This window comes from Prevotella sp. MGM2, from assembly GCF_002933955.1.
Taxonomy (GTDB): domain Bacteria; phylum Bacteroidota; class Bacteroidia; order Bacteroidales; family Bacteroidaceae; genus Alloprevotella.
The window spans coordinates 49,760-70,532 of record NZ_BEWW01000225.1; the positions used below are offsets into that span (position 1 = coordinate 49,760).

Consider the following 20,773-nt stretch of genomic DNA (forward strand, 5'->3'; position numbering starts at 1 on the left):
CCTTTATGACTTTCAACGAACCGGCAGGTTATGAAAAGGAAAAAGGCCGCAAGCCGTTGGTGCTTGTGGCCTTTGCTCTTGAAGAGGAGAGTATAAGTGTGGAGTTGCCCAGATGCAATGTCATACGGACAATCATAGGAGTGGGAAAGGCTAATGCTGCCATGAACCTCACGGCTGCCGTGTTGGAACTTCATCCCGACCTGATTATTAATGTAGGAACAGCCGGAACTATAAATCATGCAGTTGGCGACATATTGGTGTGCCGGAGATTTGTAGACCGTAATCTTTACAATTTAAGGATACATGGGCTGATAGCGGATATTGATGCACTTCCTTGTCCGTTATTTGAATCGGGCAGTGTTGTTGGCGGACGGAGGACAATAGGAGAATATACTGTTAATACCGGCGATAATTTTGCAACAGACAAAGACGGATTGTTTGGTGATGCCATTGACATGGAAGCGTTTGCCTGTGCTGCCGTTTGTTTGAAATTCGGATTGCCTTTTGTGTCTGTGAAGTATGTAACGGATATTGTCGGACAAAATTCCGTGAAACAGTGGTCGGACAAATTATCAGACGCCCGTATGGCCTTGCATCAGTTTTTTGTTGACTATAATGAGAAAAAAGATCAGAGATAAGCAAAGTGTTTGTAGAAAGTGCAGGAATAGGTCTGAGAGAAAGAAATAAAAGCAGAAAAACAGCAAAATAACTTTGTCGTTTACTTGCCTTGAATTAACTTTGTGCCCAAATTAGAGTATTTATGGAAAAGAAGAACCTTTTTAAAGGGCTTGGTGTGGCGCTTGTCACACCTTTTCGCAGTGATTTTAGTATAGATTTTGAGGCTTTGGGCAATTTGATACAATCACAAATTTCGGCTGGAGTGGATTTTCTTTGTATTTTGGGGACTACGGCTGAAACGCCTTGTCTTACTTTGGCCGAGAAACAAGCGATTGTACGTTTTGCTGTAGAGAAAGTGGAAGGTCGTGTGCCTTTGCTGCTTGGCGCCGGAGGCAATTCAACTGCGGCGGTGGTTGATTATTTGAATACGGCTGATTTGAATGGTATAGATGGGTTGCTCATCGTGACTCCTTATTATAATAAGCCTTCTCAAGAAGGTCTTTATCAGCACTTCTGTACAGTGGCTGGCGCTACGGAATTACCTGTTGTTCTTTATAATGTTCCAGGGCGTACGGGAGTGAATCTTTCTGCTGAAACAACTCTCCGCATTGCTCATGAATGTAAGAATGTGGTAGCGATAAAAGAAGCTTCCGGCAATATTTCTCAAATAGAAGATATTATAAAAGGGGCGCCTGACGGCTTTCAGGTGTTGAGTGGTGATGATGCCATTACTTTTGAACTGATTACCATTGGAGCTGCGGGAGTGATATCGGTGGTTGGTAACGCTTTTACCGCAGAATTTGGTAAAATGGTACATAGTGCACTCATCGGTAACTATAACGAAGCCTTGTGCATACACCGGCGATTTAGTGATTTGTATAAATTGATGACTGTCGATGGCAACCCATCGGGTGTGAAGGCTTTATTGTCGGAACAAGGCAGAATAGAGAATAATTTGCGTTTGCCGTTAGTTCCTGCTACCCAGGCCACTCAGGCTAGGCTAAAGACCGTAATTGACACTTTTTCCATTTGAAGAGAACAAAAAATAAATCAATAAAGCGGATAGATAAGTTCAGCATAAAGATGAACAGTCTGTCCGCTTATTATTTATATTATATGGAGTGATTATAGTGCTGACGAGTCGAATTGGAACGGGAGCAGTGAACGAACCGACTTCAGAATATAGATGCTTTTTACGCCGTAAAGGATAATACGTAACGGCTGTTTATAACGTATTTCGCTTTCCAGCAGAACTTGTCGGCATGCCCCGCAGGGAGTGATAGGAAATGAAGAAAAATCCCCAGCGGTGTTACAGGCTGCTATAGCTATGGTAATAGGAGTTGCTTGAGGATGTTGTGCATTGGCATAGAACATGGCACATCGCTCGGCACAGGTTCCGGAAGGATAAGCGGCGTTTTCTTGATTGCTGCCGCATATTATTTCACCATTGTTTAAAGCAATTGCGGCTCCCACACAAAAGTGGGAGTAGGGGGCATAAGCTGTTTTACAGGCATCTTGAGCTTTCTCTACCAGAATTCGGTCTTCGGAAGAAAGTTCCTCAAAAGTACAATGTGTATATGGTATGGTGAGTTGGATATCGGGCATAAGCTGTTTGTTGATTTCTTCAAAAGCAAAGATAACTATATCTGATTGAAAGTGCAAATAAAACAGGACTATTTAAGACATTCTGTGTTTTTTGTAAGTGCCATTGTGAATGGTAAAAGTAATGCGTACCTGTCAGAATGCAGGTTTAGCTTCTAAAATTCGGTTAACATTTCCGTGAATTGAGGTGTTTAGTGAGGAATACACGTGATTTTTTTGTACCTTTGCAATGATTTAATAAAGATGTTCAACATTGCGGTTCGAAACGCGAACTGCCACAAAGCTCAGAAAATTATGAAAAGTGAGAAGAACCAAACGATTATGATGCTTCAATATCAGCTTAGCCGATATCAGGCAATGGGAAATGGAATCATGTGCCAAAACTTAAGTCGTGAAATTCAAAGGTTAAAGAATATGCGTACTTTGTAATGGATATTCTATTTAAAAATATGAACGGCAGTTTTCCCTAACAGGAAAAACTGCCGTTTTTTTATAATGGTATTCTTTTAAGTGTGAGAACTACGCTTCTGCTGCAGAAAGTATTGTTTCACTGAGAGTTGGATGTGCGTGGATAATATCTTTTAATTGATCCAAAGTTCCCCCATAGTTCATGATTACAGCAACCTCGTGTATAAGGTCACTGGCATGTTGTCCTAAAATCGCCGCACCTAAAATTAGCCCATTGGGTGAAGTTATGATTTTCACTAGCCCTTCACTTGCTCCTATTGTCAATGCCTTTCCGTTGGCACGATAAAAAGATTTATGAATGGTACATGGAATTTCTTTTTTATCGCATTCATCTTCTGTAAGCCCGATACTTGCAAGTTCCGGAACCGTGAACACTGCAGCTGGAATAATATTAAATTTAATGTTATCTGTTTGGCCAGTGATATGGTTTAAGGCGCGGTAGCTTTGGAAAGTAGCGGCATGGGCCAGTGGGGATAGGCCGTTTACATCGCCGACTGCGTAGACTCCTCTGATGTTCGTTTGCATGTTTTCGTCGACTGTAATACCTCGTTGAGTTGTTGCGACTCCTATTGCTTCTAGGTTAAGTCCATGTATATTAGGCATACGGCCAACGGCCATTAGAACAATATCTGCTTCAATGGCGGATGTTTTCCCCTTTTCCTCATAACTTACAAGATAAGGGGCATTTTCATTTTCACCAGTAGTTATAGCAGTTACTGCAGTTCCGTTTTTGAATGTTATACCTTGTTTTTTGAGTTCAAGGCGTAGCCGTTTGGCTATGTCTTTATCGAAGTTGGGGAGAATTTCTTTGCAAAATTCTATAACGGTAACCTCACTGCCGAAGGTCGCAAAAATAGATGCAAATTCCAAACCGATAACTCCTCCACCTATGATGCTTAACCGTTGTGGTATCTTTGTCAGGGAGAGCATTTCTGCTGAATCTACCACACGAGGCAAATCTCCTCCAGGAATAGACAGGCACTTGGATTGAGAGCCTGTCGCAATGATTATATGAGGAGCTTCATATATGTCAGCCCCAACAGAAATAGTATGAGAAGTTATGAAACTTGCTCTTCCTTCTACATAATTAATTCCCGGAATTTTCATCAATTGCTTTATGCCTTCTTTTAAAGAAGATACAATTTGGTTTTTACGTGCCATTGCGCCCGTAAAGTCAAGCGCGGATGCTTGCATGATTATTCCATAATCACCTGCATCATTTAATTCTCTTAGAATTGCGGCGGTGTGGCAAAGGCTTTTAGTTGGAATACAACCTTCGTTCAGGCAAGTCCCTCCTGGAGCTTTGGCTTCAATGATGGTAACTTTTAGTCCTTGACGGGCAGCTTTTACGGCGCATTCATATCCTCCCGGTCCGGCTCCTATAATGATTAAGTCTGTTTCCATGGGAAATAAATTAAGTGGTTGGTTAATAATCATAAAGGCAAGCAAACCAAGACCTTTTTGAAGTGGGCTTCTCCCTTTTCCTGTCTGTTTGCTTGCCTGTTTTCCTGTTTCAATAAGTGAATTTGGCAGCTTTTACAGCCAAAACATCATCGGGGCGTCCTATTGGGGTATTATGTGGGGCTGTTTTGAGAATATCAGGAGTATCTTTGGCTTCTTCTGCTATCTTTTTCATAACTTCAATAAAGTTGTCCAAAGTCTCTTTGCTCTCACTTTCTGTAGGTTCTATCATCATGGCTTCATGGAAAAGCAGAGGGAAATAGATGGTTGGTGCATGAAAACCGTAATCAAGCAGACGCTTGGCGATGTCGAGGGTTGTTATATGGTTGGGAGTGTGATGGTTTCCTCCATATTCAGGTCGTAGACCATCGAACACAAACTCGTGTTTGCAGAGTCCTGCAATGGGGAGCAAATAATGGCTTTTCAGATTTTCTTTAACATAATTGGCATTGAGGACAGATAATTTTCCAGCCATGTGAATATATTCTTTTCCCATCGACAGCAGATAGCAATAGGCGCGGATGATGATGTTAAAGTTGCCAAGGAAAGAAGATACGGCTCCTAGAGCTTCGGGAGCAGTTTTTAATGTGATGTGTCCCTTTTCATCTTTTAATACTTGTGGATTGGGTAGGAATTCTTCAAGTCCTTTTCTTACTCCTACAGGTCCACTGCCAGGTCCTCCGCCGCCATGAGGTGTTGAGAACGTTTTGTGAAGATTGATATGCATGATATCAAAGCCCATATCGCCGGGGCGGCATACTCCCAACATCGGATTTAAATTGGCACCATCGTAATACATTAATCCGCCGCATTCATGGATAAGTTTGGCAATTTCAGGAATACGCCGTTCAAAAATGCCTAAAGTGTTAGGATTCGTCATCATCATGCCGGCAATATCATCGCCTAATAACGGTTTGAGATCTTCAACGTCTACAGTTCCGTCTGCGGTACTTTTCACCTCTATGATGTCGAGACCGCAAACTGCGGCTGAAGCCGGGTTGGTGCCATGAGCGGAATCTGGTATGATAATTTTCCGGCGTTTAGCGTCGCCGCGTTTCTGGTGATAGGCACGTATTATCATCAGCCCGGTAAGTTCACCGTGAGCTCCGGCATAAGGATTAAGGGTAAACTTCGAAAGGCCTGCTATTTCCGACAGTATTTGCTGTACATTATAATAAATTTCCAATGCTCCTTGTGCATGGTCCCATTGAGCCGGATGAAGGCTGGTGAAAGCCGGCATGCCGGCAATTTCTTCGTTGATTTTGGGATTATATTTCATCGTACAGCTACCAAGCGGATAGAAGCCGGTGTCAACTCCAAAGTTGTTATTAGACATATTAGTGTAGTGACGCACTACTGTCAACTCGTCTGTTTCAGGGAGTTTTGCGGACTTTTCGCGTATCAGGTGATGGGGCAGACTGTGTATATCATGTTCTTTCCATGCATTATGGGGGAGGGAATAACCAGTGCGGCCTGATTTTGAATGCTCAAAAATGAGTTGACCATAATAAGTGTTATTCATGGTTTGGCTATGTTTAAAAGTTTTTTTGACAGATAGGGTATATTGGATTTATGCTTTGTATTTTCGGGCAGTTTCTATCAGAATGCTCATTTCTTCAGAAGTGCGTTGTTCTGTTACAGCAAAGATGATGATATTATCACATCCTTCTGCGATGATTCCGGCTAAAATGCCATGTTTCTCAGCTAAATCCCGGCGGAATTCTTCTAGTTGTTCCTTACTGCCGGTAAACCGGAGCGAGAATTCATTGAGGAAAGGCTGTTTAGAATGTACTTCCTCAAACGCCCCAGTCTCTAATAGCTTTTCCTGCAGATAGTGAGCTCCGGAGTAAGATATTTCATTGACTTCCCGTAAACCTTTTTCTCCCATTAAGGCAAGATAACAGGCAACACAAAGGCACATGAAACCTTGTGCTGTACAGATGTTGGACGTGGCCTTCTCTCTTCTGATATGCTGTTCGCGAGCTTGCATGGTAAGTACGAAACAACGATTTCCTTTTGTATCTTCTGTTTGTCCGACAATGCGTCCGGGCATTTTACGGATGAGAGATGATTTTGTGCATAGATAACCGATGAACGGACCGCCAAAATTCATCGGTACACCTAGGCTTTGTGCTTCTCCACAGGCGATATCGGCTCCCCATTCACCGGGAGATTTCAATATGCCAAGGGCTGAGGCCATAGTATTGACAACTAGTAAGGACTTGGCCGCATGACAGGCTTCGGCCAGTCCACTGAAGTCTTCTATCACTCCGAAATAGTTGGGTTGAGGCACAATTACACCTGCCACGTCACCTTCTTCCAAAGCCTTGAATATGGCTGTCTTATCGGTGGTCTTGTCAGTTTGCGCAGGTATGACAATAAGGTCTACACCATGATATTTAGCGTAGGTTTTTACCACGCGTAATGTTGACGGATTAAAAGTTTCGGAAATCAATACCTTATTACGCTTTTTAGCGGAGGCTACACACATGAGCATGGCTTCTGCGGTTGCTGTGGAGCCATCGTACATCGATGCGTTCGACAGGTCCATGCCGGTCAGGTGTGTCATCATTGTTTGATATTCGAAGATATATTGTAATGTCCCCTGTGATATTTCAGCCTGATAAGGCGTGTAGGAAGTGGAAAATTCAGAACGTGAGGTGATGTAGGGGATGACGCTTGGAGTGTAATGATCGTAGACACCTGCACCGGCAAAGGATTTTAGTTGAAGATTCTTGTCGGCCAGTGTTTTTATGTGTTTTCTTATTTCTATTTCCGACATAGCAGAAGGTATGTCGAGATCTTTCTTAAGTTTTAATTCCTCTGGAACTTCAGAATAAAGTTCATCCAGAGACTTGACGCCGATAACCTCCAGCATAGCTTGCAGGTCCTCGGCAGTGTGGGGCAGATATTTCATGGTTTGTCCGGTTAACTGTGAGTCTTTCATTGGAAAAAATAAGCAACGGGCAAGATATGTTTGCACATTAACAGGGTGAGAACATATCATGCCCGTTATGAGTTTTCTTATGCAAGAAATTCAATTGATTTCGGATGCTGTAAATGGAGTGTTATAGTTGGTTCAACCGCATATTTTTTCATAATCAGCAGCATTCATGAGCGTCTCCAACTCACTTTTATCCGTGAGCTTTACTTTGATAATCCAATTGGCAAAGGCATCTTCATTGATGAGCTCGGGTGCATCTTCAAGATTTCCATTAACTTCAACAACAAGACCGCTAACGGGAGAAAGCAAATCGCTGGCGGCTTTTACACTTTCTACAGCTCCAAATTCTTCGCCAGCAGCCACCTCATCGTCAACTTCCGGCATGTCTACGTAAACCACATTGCCCAACTGTTCCTGAGCATAATCGCTTATGCCGATATAACCGAAATCGCCTTCAACCCTTACGAATTCGTGACTCTCACTGTAATATAATCCTTCAATAACTTTTGCCATGATGATAGTGTTTTAATTAAGTTTGTAATTGCTTGTTAAATATACTTTTTTCCTTTTATTTCTTGTAGTTCTTTTCGTAGAAACGTTTCTTGGTAATTATGCCGGGATGCAGTTTCCGGTGTATGCGTACTTCTACGGCATTTCCCAGTTTGGCATTTGCGGCATCAATGAGTGCCATGCAGACACTTTTGCCCGTAGAGATAGAGCAATAACCGGTCGTTACAATCCCTATGACCTTTCCGTCGGCTTCCACCTCATAGCCATGGCGTGGAATGGCCCGGCCGGAAAGCTCGATACCGACAATCTTCTGTCTGATGCCTTCTGCTTTTTGTTGCAATATGGCCTCTTTGCCAATGAATTCCGTTTTGTCTGTTTTTACGAATATGCCAAGGCCTGCCATGATCGGTGAAATCTCATCGGTGAGTTCATCTCCATAAAGTGGAAGGCCAACTTCAAAGCGCAGAGTGTCGCGACAACCCAATCCACAGGGCTTGACTTTTCCGCTATCCATTAGTTTGTCCCAACAACGGTTAACATAATTGTGGGAGGCGTATATTTCGAATCCGTCTTCACCGGTATATCCTGTACGGCTCACTATAATGTTCTCGTTCTCCGACAGCATGGTCTTGAAGTTGTAAAATTCTATTTCTTCACACGGAAGTTCCAGAACCTTCCGCATGATTTCTTCCGATTGAGGCCCTTGGATTGCCAGTTGTCCGTAATGTTCGCTCTGATTGTTCGTTGCAACGTCAAAACCTTCAGTATGGCTTTTTATCCAGGCATCGTCTTTGTCGATATTGGCCGCGTTGACTACCAGAAGGAATTCTTTCTCTGCCATTTTATATACCAGCAGGTCATCTACAGTCCCGCCGTTTTCATGAAGCATCATGCCATAGAAAATCTTGCCTGCCGGCGCATTGCTGATGTCGTTGGTGAAGATGTGCTGGACAAAGCGTTCAGCGTCTTCGCCGGTGATGAGAATTTCTCCCATGTGGCTGACATCAAATACGCCGCAGCCATGGCGGACGGCATTATGTTCTTCTGTGATATCTGAGTATTGGATGGGCATTTCAAAGCCTCCGAATGGTACCATTTTGGCGCCGAGCGCCACATGTTTGTCGTAGAGACAGGTCCTTTTGTCTGACATAAGTAATGGTATTTAAGATTAGTTTGTATAAGGTTGATAATTAGTTGATTCCAGTTTGTCCGGTGTCAGTAGGGCTATCAGGCTTTCTTGAGACAGCCCCCGGATGCTTTTTTCAGGGCAGTTGTTTCGGATGGCTTCCTTGATCGATGCCGGAGAGAATTCAATACCTGAAAACGTTTCTTGGAAAACTGTCAGGCTGTCGTTCCATTCAAAAAAGTCACCGGAGAGTTCTACGGCATTAATCATATTACCTGATAAGTCAAAACGGATTTCTATTTTTCCGCAACCTTCAATCCTGTCTGAGCATATCAGGAGGCTGCTGTTATGACGGCCATAAAGAAACTCTTTTTTATAATATTCAGATTCGATGGTTTCTATTTTTTTGACGTCCTTCTCAGTCAGCGTTATTGACCGGTTTGTTAGAGAATGGATCAGATGAGTCCGTAAATCTTCAATGTGGCACGAAAGAGTGTCTTTAAGTAGTCCGATGCGTTTTCTCACACTTTTGACTCCGGCTGATTTCAGTTTTTCCAAATCAGGTCTCAGGGCGCCTTTCATAAGGCGGGTATTGGTGTCGTAGAGCATTGTGCCATGAACGATGTTGCGGTTGGCGGAGTGGTAGAAAGCATTACCACAAATTTTTCCATGACCGTTGAGCATTATGTCGTTGCGTCCACTCACATAAACATCAGCTCCCAAACATTGGAGGGAATGGGCTACGTTTTGTGCGTAAGCGGCAAATATGGGCTCTACAGCACCGGCTCCGGTAATGAGGCTAAACATAATATTGCCATTATCTGCAAAGATACAGCCTCCACCGCTGCGCCGCCTGATGACATCAATCTTTTCCGTCTGGCAAAAATCAAGATTGACCTCCTGATTTATTCTTTGGTTGCGGCCTAATACGACCGTGGGATTTAATATCCATGAAAAGAAATAATTGTCCTGCGGCAGGCTGGAAGCAACATATTCTTCTGCGGCTAGGAAAAATGCAGCTCTTCTGTTGCTTGTTGAGGGCATTATTATATGACAGGCTGGAAATATCAGGATTTTTTTGTTTTCCATAGATGGCAGATCGGTAATCAGACTTCTCTTTGTTGATAGGCCTCCACATGAGTGGGAAAGACTTGAGGTTATTCAGAATGGCTTCAAAAATACTGAAAAAGATTGGTCTTGCAAAGGGATAAAACTTTTTTAACGGTATAAAATTGAAAGGCTTTTTCCAGAGTACTATAATTGTTCTTTTTGCTCTATGAGGAAGTCTTCATGAATAGCTTTTTGAGCATCGGATAATTAACATATTTAACTTTCTGTTACAGTTGGTGTGTCATTATGAGTCGTAAAAAGTGATATTTTTAATAGATATAGGGTGGGGGAGGAAAAAAATACTTGGAATTTCAAATGCAATACTTGGAATTTTTACGGCAATACGGACTTTTTATTCTATTTATATATATTGTATAGAGGCGATAAGCCTGTTATATAAAAGCGAAGCGTGCGATTCATTAATAATCGCACGCTTCGCTACTGCAAATATACAACATTTTTTAGCCGAATGCAAATAGTGTTAAAATGTTAGGCTTTGGAATAATATCATTTTAATGAGAACTTGTAATGTCATGTTCGACATCTCAATCTCAGCGGAAAATAGTAATTTTGCACCGATTTTCTAACTATTAAAGAATGAAAGAGAATATTTGTAATAAAAAGTTAATAGGGGGATAAAACGATACCTTCCTTTGTTAGAGATGAGCGTATCGATTCAATAAAGTTCTGCTTAATTGTTCTAGTCATAGCGGGCATGTGTTTTCTAATACTGTATTTACTGAGTCTTCGGTGTGTAGAGTTGTTTGGCAATGGATATATATGTTCTATATGCCATTATTTGTATTCATTTCAGGTTTTCTATCCCATAAGAATAGTACAAAGAAATTTTGGGCGGGGTGTCTTAAACTTTTAGAACCACTTGTCATTTTACAGGTTCTCACAATAGGCTATGATTATTTTACCGGCGAAGAAATAACTGTCAGCAGGCTATTAACGCCATGGTGGTTTATATGGTATTTGCTAAGTTTAGTCTGTTGGAGAACGATGCTCCATATTTTGCCTCCTCGCATTCTGAATCATTCAAAGTGGGTGATTTTATCTGCTTTTGTTATTGGCATAATTGCTGATTTCTTACCGTTTGACAGACTTTTGTCAATTCAGAGAACACTTGCATTATTGCCGTTTTTCTTTTGGGGATATTATATGCAAACCCGAAATATATGTCTTTCATCAAGGTATAAACCATTTTGTTTCATGTTTTTATGTTTTGCATTTGTCTTGCCTGTGTTTCTCCCTGAATATTTAGGTGACCTCAGATTTGCTGATCGATATCCTGACATTTCATTTATGTATAGTAGGATACTTGTGTTTTGTGTGAGTATTGCCATGTCTGTTTCGTTTTTGTGTGTATGTCCTGATACGAGGTTTTTATCAAAGCAAGGGAGATATACGTTGCAATATTATATTTATCATACAGTGATAGTTTATTTTTTGATGATAATAGTTCGCAAGTTGAACTTGCCTGACTCCGCACTTGCTGCGTTGGTCTATACCATTTTTGTGACTTTTGTCATTTGGATATTCTCTCATTTTTCATTTTTTGTGAAACTGACCAATCCTTCGGTATATTTAAGAAATAAAAAATGGCACCTACATACAACTTTACACCAAGTGCTACGCAACGTCTTAGGACGTTATTTCAGATAGAAAAAGCTCGAAGAAATTAATCTTCGAGCTTTTTTATTACCAAATCTTTTCATACCTTTGTATAACTAAAATCAGTGTAATGACACCATGAATAATAAGACTTATTAGCTGTAAGTCCCTCAATAATACTCTAAAATAATTGTCAGATTTCTGACTCCAATAATCATTGATTAATTCATTAAATAAAGCTCAAAGTATGAATAAATTACGTACTATTGGAGGAAAGAAGTATATTATCTTGTCTTCTAACAAAATCATGCAAGCATACATTATTATCAATAGTGCTTCAGGTAAGAATTTGTCTAAAAGAACTGGTATCGGTACATTTTAGACGTTCTAATTTGGCTTGTGATTTCTCTAAATCACATAATTATATACAATTAGGTGGTATAAAGAAAAAGTAACTTTATACCACCCGATTATTTTGTAAATTACAATCCTAAGTCTTTCAAATCAACACCATTTACTGATTTTATATCTTCTGTATTTATCGTAGCTACCTTAGCTGCAATGTTTGTTAGTTTAGTAGCGATTTTACTTAATCTCTGAATTTGTTTACTATTCATATCTGATTTACCTGCATCCAATTTTTCTTGCATTGCTTGTGCTTTTGATAACGCGTTCATAGCACTCTGAGAATCCACATTACCAGATTTCATTTCAGTAAGGAACTTATTATATTCGTTTACAAGAGCTTCATAATCATCAAGTAACTTATCCCATTTATTATCAGAAGATGAAGAAGAACTGTTGTTTATGGTAGATTCATCGTCAATATTTGATTCAAGTATTAATCTGAATGTTTTAGCACCTGCATATTTATCAGGCCAATCTTTCAATCTCACATATATCGAACCAACCTCACCAGATTTCATTTCCATAACACTAAATGGTATCGGTGGCCATGAAGAAATATCTTCAAGAGATGGATTCAACTCAGATACCAATACTTTTCCGTTTTCGTCATAAACTTCATAACCAACACCTACTTTGCTGTAACTGTAACCCTCAAGTTCATTACGTTTTACTTTGATTTCAAATTGATTGGAAACTGTAGGAAACTTGTAATCTTCATCAACAAGCTCATACAACATACCAAGTGAACCATCAATTTCTGTAGTTTCCGGACGAAGTGATTCTGGTTGTTTTTTACCGCAACTAACCAAACATAGTGTAAGTAAGGCACTTACAGATAAAATAACACCTAACTTTTTCATTTTGATTTTGAATTTTGTTTCTTCACCAGCCCCCGAAAGAAGATATTATCATTATTAAATGATGAAAGCGTGAGGGCTGCTAACTTATTTCAACCGATAGGCGTCTGGAATGCCGTGAACTAAAATAAGCAACAGTCCCTCACGCCATATTGCATGACGCGAGAGATGCTAACTCATTTTCGTTCACCTTTTAGTTTTCCAGACTTTATCGGTGAGAATCAGTTAAACACTTTCGTGTATTCTTTATTCCGCAATGTCTGCCATATTTCTATGACATTGCAAAGATTCTTATTTATACCGATTTTCAAGATATAAAAGCTTCAAAAATCACATGTTAGCGAACATTAGTAGGTGTTCAACAAACCTCTGCAATTTATATTTCCAATGATTTGAAAATATATCTATCTTCACCATATAACAAGAAACGAGTATGATAGATTTTAAATTCAAAACATTAACGGAATTGATAAAGACATTTTCTGACGAACAGAAATGTATTGATTTTCTGGAACAAATAATCTGGAATGGAAATCCTGTCTCTCCGTTTGATTCGACATCGAAAGTCTATAAATGTAAGAACAACCGTTATCGTTGCAAGAATACAGGTAAGTATTTCAATATTAAGACAGGAACTATATTTGAGAATACGAAAGTATCACTTCAAAATTGGTTCATAGCAATTTGGATGTATACTTCTCATAAAGGTGGTCTTTCATCTATGGAACTACAAAGAGAACTTGGTATAACACAGAAAACAGCATGGTTCATGTTACAACGTATAAGAAAATGTTGTGAGTTTGAAAACCAATCAATATTAGATAATGAAGTAGAAATGGATGAAACTTACGTAGGCGGTAAGAATAAAAATCGTCATGCAAACAAAAGAATCAAAGAATGTCAAGGTAGAAGCTGTAAAGGTAAAACTCCTGTGTTTGGTATGATTGAACGTAACGGTAAAGTTGTAGCTCGTGTAGTTCAATTCACCACTGCGAAAGATTTAATACCGAGAGTTAATAAATTCGTCAATTCTTTCGCAACAGTATATACTGACGAATGGGGAGCTTATAATGGTCTGAAACAAACTTATGACCACCATATTGTAAGACATAATATATACGTAAACGGTAAGGTTCACACGAATAATATAGAGAACTTCTGGGGTAATTTCAAACGTGCGATAATAGGCGTATATCGTGTTGTTTCACCTGAACATCTCCAATTTTATGTGAATGAGTTCGTTTTCAGAAGAAATACTTGTAAATTTGTGCCCGGTGATAGATTCTTATATCTTATGGAGAATATACAAGGTTATCGCTTAACTTATAAAGAATTGATTGAATATGCTCGTTGTAGTTGAATATATATCGGAAATAAGAATTGAAGATACAGTAGTACCCGTTTACGTTACTGATGATAGCCGTATGTATGTCGGTATGGAGATTATGCCTTATTTGAAAACTCCACGTCAAGTTAAACAGACTATCATCACTGATAAAGATGCAACGCAATACGATGTATATCCGATTCTTGAAGTGTTTAAGTTTATCAAAAACAAGAAGCTATTATCATTAGACACATCATCTATCTATGAGAAACAACATGTTCTTATATCTGTTGAGAAACAAGTTTTGACACCTGAAAACGAGTTTGCTTTTACTCTTAAAAAGATGTTGTCTTCGAAAAAGAAAAAGTAAAAAACAATTGGTGAGATAAGCAATAAATATCCCATAAGAACAACTTAAAATAGAAAACTTATGGGTAAAGCATTCTTGACGCAGATAGAAGCATATAATAAGTTGGGTTTAAGCGGGGGGGAGGGAATCAGCTTATCACAAAACAACAGTTGTTAAATACCAATAAAGTAGATACTACATATCTCAATAAATACAATCCAAATGATTTTGTTATTGATGATGATATTCAAAAAGTCAATATTTATGGTGTTGATGAGAATGTTGTTAACTGTATGTTTAGAACAAGTAGATATGGTTATTATAATGGTTATGGATTAACACGAACACATCTTGGAAGCAATCTTGATGATGATATACAAGCATGTGTTATGGAAAAACAAGATAATCCATATATCGTTTGGAATCATCATTTTGGCTACGCATCAAATCAGCATAATTATAAATATGTTTCTATTTGGATTGATAATGAATTGTTATTTGATAAAGCTACACTTAGTGGAAATAATGTTCATTGGAGTTCTGTTCCGTTTGAGAACAATACACAAAGAGATAAATGGTTAAGTAAATACGATAATAAGTACCATAAATTGCATATTAAATATTGGCGTTAATTAATAAGAATAGTATGAAATCATTAGATTACGACATTCAAGAGATTCGTGATAAAATTACGAACTCTGATATTATATGGAATACGGACGATTCGAATATTCAATCAAACGAAGTTGCAGAGATAGTTTCAGGTGTTACAGGATTTAATCAGTTTGAGAACGAAAAAGTTTTCAATGCCATTGTAGATAAACTCTGTAAAGAGTATGAAATAGGTATGTATCAAGACCTGTCAGAATCGCTTGAATCAGTTTATAATATTAGTAACGGACTACCTGGAACTTCAGAGGGTTAATCAACCACCCTCTGAAATAACGTCCTAAGACGTTGCGTAGCACTTAGTGTAAAGTTGTATGTAGGTGCCTAAAAAATAACATATTGATTATATGATAAGATGCGTCAAGTTAAAAACTTGGTGCATCGTTTTTTAAAAAACGTTCTCTCATATTTTGTTCTTTCTTATAGAGTGACTCTTTTGTATTGATAGGTGTGGCAGTGATCCTACGTCCTTTCGTTCATGCCGTTGTTTTACAAAATGTAAGCTCTTTAAATAGGTCTTTTATTATATAATAGCGGAAAAACAAAAAACGTCTTGATAAGCTTATCAAGACGTTTTTATTATACGGATAAATACAGTGGTCATTACTGCCAGTTGTTAGAATTCAGCAGTTTTCGGTGTTCGTGGGAAAGGAATCACATCGCGGATATTTTGCATTCCTGTGACGAACAGCATTAAACGTTCAAAGCCTAAACCGAAACCACTATGAGGGCATGTACCGAATTTACGGGTGTCGAGATACCACCACATGTCTTTCATAGGGATGTTCATTTCATTGATACGGCCCATCAGTTTCTCATAATTTTCTTCACGTTCGGAACCACCGATAATTTCACCGATTTGTGGGAACAGTACATCCATGGCGCGAACGGTTTTTCCGTCATCGTTGAGTTTCATGTAGAAAGCCTTGATTTCTTTGGGATAATCTGTTAGAATTACCGGTTTCTTGAAATGTTCCTCAACCAGATAACGCTCATGTTCACTGGCCAAATCTACTCCCCAGTAGATGGGGAATTCAAATTTGTGTCCGGCGGCAACAGCTTCCTCCAAGATCTTGATGCCTTCACTGTAGGTGAGACGTACAAAGTCGTGCTCAACAACGAAATTCAAGCGTTCCAGCAGGTTTTTGTCAACCATCTTGTTGAGGAAATCCAAATCATCCTTACAGTTATCTAATGCCCAACGAACACAGTATTTAATGAAATCTTCAGCCAAATCCATGTTGTCGGTGATATCATAGAAGGCCACTTCCGGTTCAATCATCCAAAATTCAGCCAAATGACGGGGGGTATTGGAGTTTTCAGCACGGAATGTAGGGCCAAATGTATAGATGGCTCCTAGGGCTGTGGCCCCTAGCTCGCCTTCGAGTTGCCCGCTCACTGTGAGTGACGTCGTTTTCCCGAAGAAATCATCGGAATAGTCAATTTTTCCTTCTTCATCCTTTTTCAAATCATACAGGTTTTTTGTTGTAACCTGAAACATCTGGCCGGCTCCTTCGCAGTCGCTGCCAGTGATGATAGGGGTGTGGAAGTAAAAGAAACCGTGTTCGTGAAAGTAATGGTGAATGGCCATGGCCATATTGTGACGAATGCGGAAAACAGCGCCGAAAGTGTTGGTGCGCAAACGCATGTGGGCGTGTTGGCGCATATACTCAAACGACTGTCCTTTCTTTTGCATCGGGTAATCGTTCCCGCAAACTCCTAAAACTTCAATAGTATTGGCTTGTATTTCTACATTTTGTCCGCTTCCCTGGCTCTGTACCAGAATTCCGTTTACACTCAGGCAGGCTCCGGTAGTGATTTGTTTGAGCATTTCGGCATCGAAACGTTCAACGTCTGCAACAATTTGTACATTGTTGATGGTAGAACCGTCATTCAGTGCGATAAAATTTACGGACTTGCTGCCACGGCGTGTACGTACCCAACCTTTGACATTTACTTCAGTGCCAAAGTCTTGTCGCTGAAGTACTTCTGTTATTTTTGTCCTTTTCATGCCTCTTCTGTTTTATGGAATTTATGACAATTTTTATTCAAATGCTCCCATGCGAAGCATGTCTACTTCTTTTTCTGTGAGATAACGCCAATCGCCACGACGTACGTTCTTTTTGGTCATACCGGCAAAGTAAACGCGGTCGAGTTTGGTAACATGATATCCCAGATGTTCGAAAATGCGACGCACAATTCGGTTTTTTCCGGAGTGGATTTCTATGCCTATTTGTTTTTTGTCGGTTGGGCTGGCATATTCTATTGCATCAGCCTTAATCGGACCATCTTCCAAATCTATTCCTTCGGCTATTTGATGGAGATCGGCTGCACTGACATTACGGTCTGTAACAACATGATATATTTTCTTTTTAAGAAACTTCGGATGTGTCAGTTTTGAAGCTAATTCTCCATCGTTTGTAAGCATTAATACTCCGGTTGTATTACGGTCCAGACGGCCTACGGGATAAATGCGCTCTGGGCATGCATTCCGTACAAGATCCATTACGGTTTTACGATTTTGAGGGTCTTCGCTAGTGGTTACGTATCCTTTAGGCTTGTTAAGAAGCACATAGACCTTTTTTTCCATTTTTATAGGTGTCTCATGGAATTGTACGTTGTCAGAGCGTAACACTTTTGTGCCTAATTCTGTTACAACAACTCCGTTGACAGTGACAACGCCGGCTGCAATGTACTTGTCGGCATCACGGCGGGAGCATACACCGGCATTGGCTAAATACTTATTCAGACGTACAGGTTCATTGGGGTCGTGAATGACTTCCTTATAATCCATTCGCTTTTTCTGATTGTATTTTGTGCCGGGGGAATAAGGGCGCCGGTTGCGATTGAAACCATAACCTCCATTGCGGTTGGACCCGTTGTTCTGAGGATATGTGTGAGAGAAGTTGGGAGACTTTCTGTATGTAATTTCTTCATCGTTTTGAGGTTGGGCATTGAAACGGGGCGCATAGCTGTTACCGTAGTTGCGGAAGTTCTCGTTGCGGAAATTGTCACGTTGTTTGTTCCATCGGTTTTCGCGTGAATAACCGTCAGAGTAGGGACGACGCGGTTGGAAACCGGTGTGAGGCTGATGGCTGTTGTTATTATAAGAATTATTGTTGTCGTATCCGTTGAAATTGTTGCGGAAATTACGGCTGTTGTGTGTTCTTTCACTATTGTAGCCGTAGTTGCCGTTTTCACTGTTGTTGTAATTGCGACGGTAATTCCCCTGATTGCTGTATCGGGGTTGGTACTCTCCGCGATTGTAATCGGATGAGCGATAGTTGCCGCTATTTCTGTAAGTTCCTCGATTTTCCGGTTTGGAAAAATTGGTGAAGCGGTGGCGACTTGAGTTCTGGCTTTCATGGTTAGACTGCGAGAAAGCCTCACGGCTGCCTGCATTCTCATTGTTGAATTGTTCTTCGTTCATTTTAGTCTGTTAATAAAAAATATTTTGTTTTGGACTTATTAGTCTATATTTTCTTTGTTGATAGTTTTTTATTTTCTGTTGATTTCAAATACCGGTATAGTTGTGTGGGGTTATAGCCATCAGTTCAGCTTTTATCTTGTCGTTCACATCGAGTTGTTTGATAAAGTCGTGAATGCTGTTTTCTGTAATAGCTGCATTAGTTCTGGTGAGTGCTTTTAGCGCCTCGTAAGGATTGGGGTATGCCTCACGTCTCAGAATGGTTTGGATAGCTTCTGCCACCACGGCCCAACAATCATCTAAGTCTTTGATAATAGATTCTTTGTGCAGTAATAGTTTACCTAATCCTTTCAAGGTGCTGCTAAACGCAATGAGTGCATGCCCCATGGGGACACCAATATTGCGGATTACGGTGGAATCCGTCAGGTCACGTTGCAAACGGCTTACAGGTAATTTACGGCTCAGATGTTCCAATATGGCATTGGATATGCCAAGGTTACCTTCGGAATTCTCAAAATCAATGGGATTTACTTTATGGGGCATGGCGCTTGAGCCGACTTCTCCAGGCTTGATACGTTGTTTGAAATATTCCATTGAGATATATTGCCAAAAGTCGCGGTCAAGATCGATGATAATGGTTTGAATACGCTTCATTGCATCGAATATTGTGCCGAAATTATCGTAATTACTGATTTGGGTGGTGTATTGCTCACGCTTCAAACCTAATTTTTCTTTGACGAAGTGGTTGCCAAATTCCCGCCAGTCATATTCAGGATAAGCAACGTGATGGGCGTTGAAATTACCGGTAGCGCCCCCGAATTTTGCGGTGTAAGAACATGCTTTTAGTTGATTGGTTTGTTCCTCCAGACGATAAGCAAACACCTTAACCTCCTTTCCCAAACGAGTAGGGGAGGCAGGCTGGCCGTGTGTTTTTGCAAGCATAGGAATATCTTTCCACTCTTCAGCGTAAGTATTGAGCTGGTTCGTGATCTCCTGAAGATAGGGAAGATAGGTCTCCTCCACTGCTTCCTTCAGCATAAGGGGGAAAGATGTGTTGTTGATGTCTTGAGAGGTTAGGCCAAAATGGATAAATTCTTTGAATGGTTCCAAATGACCAATAGTATCAAACTGCTCTTTAATGAAATATTCGATGGCTTTTACATCGTGGTTGGTCACGCTTTCTATTTCTTTTACTCGCGTGGCATCGGCTTCTGAAAAGTCATTGTATATGTCTCTTAGGCGGGGAAATAAAGATTGGTCAAAATTTTTGAGTTGCGGGAGAGGCAGTTCGCATAAAGATATGAAGTATTCGATTTCTACGCGTATACGATACTTCATCAGTGCATATTCCGAAAAATAAGCTGCAAGTGATTGTGTCTTGCTGCGATAACGACCGTCGATAGGAGAAATCGCTGTCAAAATGTCCAAATCCATATTTGTCTTTTAAATTTATATAATTTGGCGGCAAAGATACTACAAAAAAACGAGAATAGGAGAAAAATGGTGAATGAACGTTGAGATAAAGCGTTTTAGCGATTTCGACGAGGACTTTACCAAAGCCACTGAATGCCACAAAAAAGCCGTTTTAAGCAAGAGTTACGTTACTATCTCATTACTCTTTTTCACAAAAGAACAGCTTGCTGAGGACACTGACATATCCGCTGATCCATACGCCATTGGTTGCCAATTTAAGGATTCTTTTGGAAATGTCATCGGGATCTGCTCAAAAAAATGAGATGCGGGTGTGAATGCGCTGATATGCTGTGATTTGCCTACCGTCTTCCAGCTCTACATGGTTTAATTTTGCAAACAAAAAGTAGAGTATGAGCAGAAGCACATTCAAAGTATTGTTCTATCTCAAAAGATTTCCGCATTAAATTACATTCTGATATATAATAACTTACTTTGATTTTGCGCTCTAATGGGTTACGATTTGCCAACTTGCTAACTTTATCGCATTTCTCAAATTTGTTTTTTCCAAATAATGCTTTTGGTTAATGCAAAATTAGCAATAAAAATCGGGAACACATCAAAACGTCCCATGATTTTTTATCACAGGACGTTTTTTATCTTCGATGAATATATCCGGTTTAATCGTTACCTCCATTTTAGCTAATTCCGGCTATGGTTGCTGAAATTTATACTTCAATCCATATTCTTCTAGCTTGCTGTACAGCGTCGTACGTCCTATCCCGAGCAGTTCGGCGGCAACCTTGCGATTTCCCTTCGCCTGCTTCAACGCGCGTAAGACACGCTCCTTGTCTTCCGCATCGCTGCGCA

At 40.1% G+C, this 20,773-nt stretch carries 20 protein-coding genes; 8 read left to right on the plus strand and 12 right to left on the minus strand.

Annotated features, from left to right (window positions below):
• The first annotated feature begins 5 nt into the window (after positions 1-5).
• Both C5S62_RS05590 and dapA read left to right on the plus strand, forming a co-directional pair.
• Positions 6-638, plus strand: coding sequence for a nucleosidase (locus C5S62_RS05590; RefSeq protein WP_104404422.1), 633 nt, complete (start codon positions 6-8; stop codon positions 636-638).
• Between the two features lie 122 nt (positions 639-760).
• Entirely contained in the window at positions 761-1,651 is an 891-nt protein-coding gene (dapA, locus tag C5S62_RS05595; protein ID WP_104404423.1) for a 4-hydroxy-tetrahydrodipicolinate synthase, read from the plus strand.
• A gap of 92 nt (positions 1,652-1,743) precedes the next feature.
• Here the strand turns inward: dapA and cdd are convergent, their stop codons facing one another.
• The 7 genes from cdd to C5S62_RS05635 form a co-directional block, all read right to left on the minus strand.
• Entirely contained in the window at positions 1,744-2,223 is a 480-nt protein-coding gene (gene cdd / locus C5S62_RS05600) for a cytidine deaminase (protein WP_104404441.1), read from the minus strand.
• 516 nt (positions 2,224-2,739) lie between these two features.
• Positions 2,740-4,092, minus strand: a complete 1,353-nt coding sequence (lpdA, locus tag C5S62_RS05610; RefSeq protein WP_104404442.1) for a dihydrolipoyl dehydrogenase — start codon at positions 4,090-4,092, stop codon at positions 2,740-2,742.
• 109 nt (positions 4,093-4,201) lie between these two features.
• Positions 4,202-5,671: an aminomethyl-transferring glycine dehydrogenase subunit GcvPB gene (gene gcvPB / locus C5S62_RS05615; RefSeq protein WP_104404425.1), complete on the minus strand. Its 1,470-nt coding sequence runs from the start codon at positions 5,669-5,671 to the stop codon at positions 4,202-4,204.
• 48 nt (positions 5,672-5,719) lie between these two features.
• Positions 5,720-7,066 (minus strand): aminomethyl-transferring glycine dehydrogenase subunit GcvPA, encoded by a 1,347-nt coding sequence (gcvPA, locus tag C5S62_RS05620; protein ID WP_172486091.1) that lies wholly within the window; start codon positions 7,064-7,066, stop codon positions 5,720-5,722.
• A 162-nt stretch (positions 7,067-7,228) separates the two neighbouring features.
• Entirely contained in the window at positions 7,229-7,606 is a 378-nt protein-coding gene (gcvH, locus tag C5S62_RS05625; RefSeq protein ID WP_104404427.1) for a glycine cleavage system protein GcvH, read from the minus strand.
• Between the two features lie 55 nt (positions 7,607-7,661).
• Positions 7,662-8,753, minus strand: a complete 1,092-nt coding sequence (gene gcvT / locus C5S62_RS05630; RefSeq protein WP_104404428.1) for a glycine cleavage system aminomethyltransferase GcvT — start codon at positions 8,751-8,753, stop codon at positions 7,662-7,664.
• Positions 8,754-8,771: 18 nt separating this feature from the next.
• A complete protein-coding gene (locus tag C5S62_RS05635) occupies positions 8,772-9,773 on the minus strand; it encodes a lipoate--protein ligase (protein ID WP_172486088.1) in 1,002 nt (333 codons plus the stop codon).
• Positions 9,774-10,556: 783 nt separating this feature from the next.
• Between C5S62_RS05635 and C5S62_RS14100 the strand changes: the two genes are divergently transcribed.
• Positions 10,557-11,507 (plus strand): acyltransferase family protein, encoded by a 951-nt coding sequence (locus C5S62_RS14100; protein ID WP_371411191.1) that lies wholly within the window; start codon positions 10,557-10,559, stop codon positions 11,505-11,507.
• Positions 11,508-11,938: 431 nt separating this feature from the next.
• Here the strand turns inward: C5S62_RS14100 and C5S62_RS05640 are convergent, their stop codons facing one another.
• Positions 11,939-12,724 carry a hypothetical protein gene (locus C5S62_RS05640; RefSeq protein WP_104404430.1) on the minus strand — a complete coding sequence of 262 codons (786 nt, stop codon included), beginning with the start codon at positions 12,722-12,724 and terminating at the stop codon, positions 11,939-11,941.
• A 430-nt stretch (positions 12,725-13,154) separates the two neighbouring features.
• On the opposite strand from C5S62_RS05640, the gene C5S62_RS05645 reads away from it, so the two are divergent.
• The 4 genes from C5S62_RS05645 to C5S62_RS05660 all read left to right on the plus strand — a co-directional run bounded on the left by C5S62_RS05645 (position 13,155) and on the right by C5S62_RS05660 (position 15,322).
• Positions 13,155-14,081 carry an IS1595 family transposase gene (locus tag C5S62_RS05645; RefSeq protein ID WP_104404431.1) on the plus strand — a complete coding sequence of 309 codons (927 nt, stop codon included), beginning with the start codon at positions 13,155-13,157 and terminating at the stop codon, positions 14,079-14,081.
• A complete protein-coding gene (locus tag C5S62_RS05650; RefSeq protein ID WP_104404432.1) occupies positions 14,065-14,418 on the plus strand; it encodes a hypothetical protein in 354 nt (117 codons plus the stop codon). The genes C5S62_RS05645 and C5S62_RS05650 overlap by 17 nt, the downstream gene beginning before the upstream one ends.
• A 149-nt stretch (positions 14,419-14,567) precedes the next feature.
• A complete protein-coding gene (locus C5S62_RS05655) occupies positions 14,568-15,029 on the plus strand; it encodes a hypothetical protein (RefSeq protein WP_104404433.1) in 462 nt (153 codons plus the stop codon).
• 14 nt (positions 15,030-15,043) lie between these two features.
• Positions 15,044-15,322 carry a hypothetical protein gene (locus C5S62_RS05660; RefSeq protein WP_104404434.1) on the plus strand — a complete coding sequence of 93 codons (279 nt, stop codon included), beginning with the start codon at positions 15,044-15,046 and terminating at the stop codon, positions 15,320-15,322.
• Positions 15,323-15,682: 360 nt separating this feature from the next.
• Here C5S62_RS05660 and asnS read toward each other — a convergent pair whose 3' ends face one another.
• The 3 genes from asnS to purB all read right to left on the minus strand — a co-directional run bounded on the left by asnS (position 15,683) and on the right by purB (position 19,927).
• Positions 15,683-17,077 carry an asparagine--tRNA ligase gene (gene asnS / locus C5S62_RS05665; RefSeq protein ID WP_104404435.1) on the minus strand — a complete coding sequence of 465 codons (1,395 nt, stop codon included), beginning with the start codon at positions 17,075-17,077 and terminating at the stop codon, positions 15,683-15,685.
• Positions 17,078-17,110: 33 nt separating this feature from the next.
• A complete protein-coding gene (locus tag C5S62_RS05670) occupies positions 17,111-18,496 on the minus strand; it encodes a pseudouridine synthase (protein ID WP_104404436.1) in 1,386 nt (461 codons plus the stop codon).
• Positions 18,497-18,580: 84 nt separating this feature from the next.
• Positions 18,581-19,927, minus strand: a complete 1,347-nt coding sequence (gene purB, locus C5S62_RS05675) for an adenylosuccinate lyase (protein WP_104404437.1) — start codon at positions 19,925-19,927, stop codon at positions 18,581-18,583.
• A gap of 73 nt (positions 19,928-20,000) precedes the next feature.
• On the opposite strand from purB, the gene C5S62_RS05680 reads away from it, so the two are divergent.
• The gene (locus C5S62_RS05680; RefSeq protein WP_104404438.1) at positions 20,001-20,228 is read left to right on the plus strand and encodes a hypothetical protein; all 228 of its coding nucleotides are present in this window, start codon (positions 20,001-20,003) and stop codon (positions 20,226-20,228) included.
• 387 nt (positions 20,229-20,615) lie between these two features.
• Here C5S62_RS05680 and C5S62_RS05685 read toward each other — a convergent pair.
• On the minus strand, positions 20,616-20,773 hold a 158-nt coding region (locus C5S62_RS05685; RefSeq protein ID WP_275541727.1), incomplete at its 5' end, for a helix-turn-helix domain-containing protein.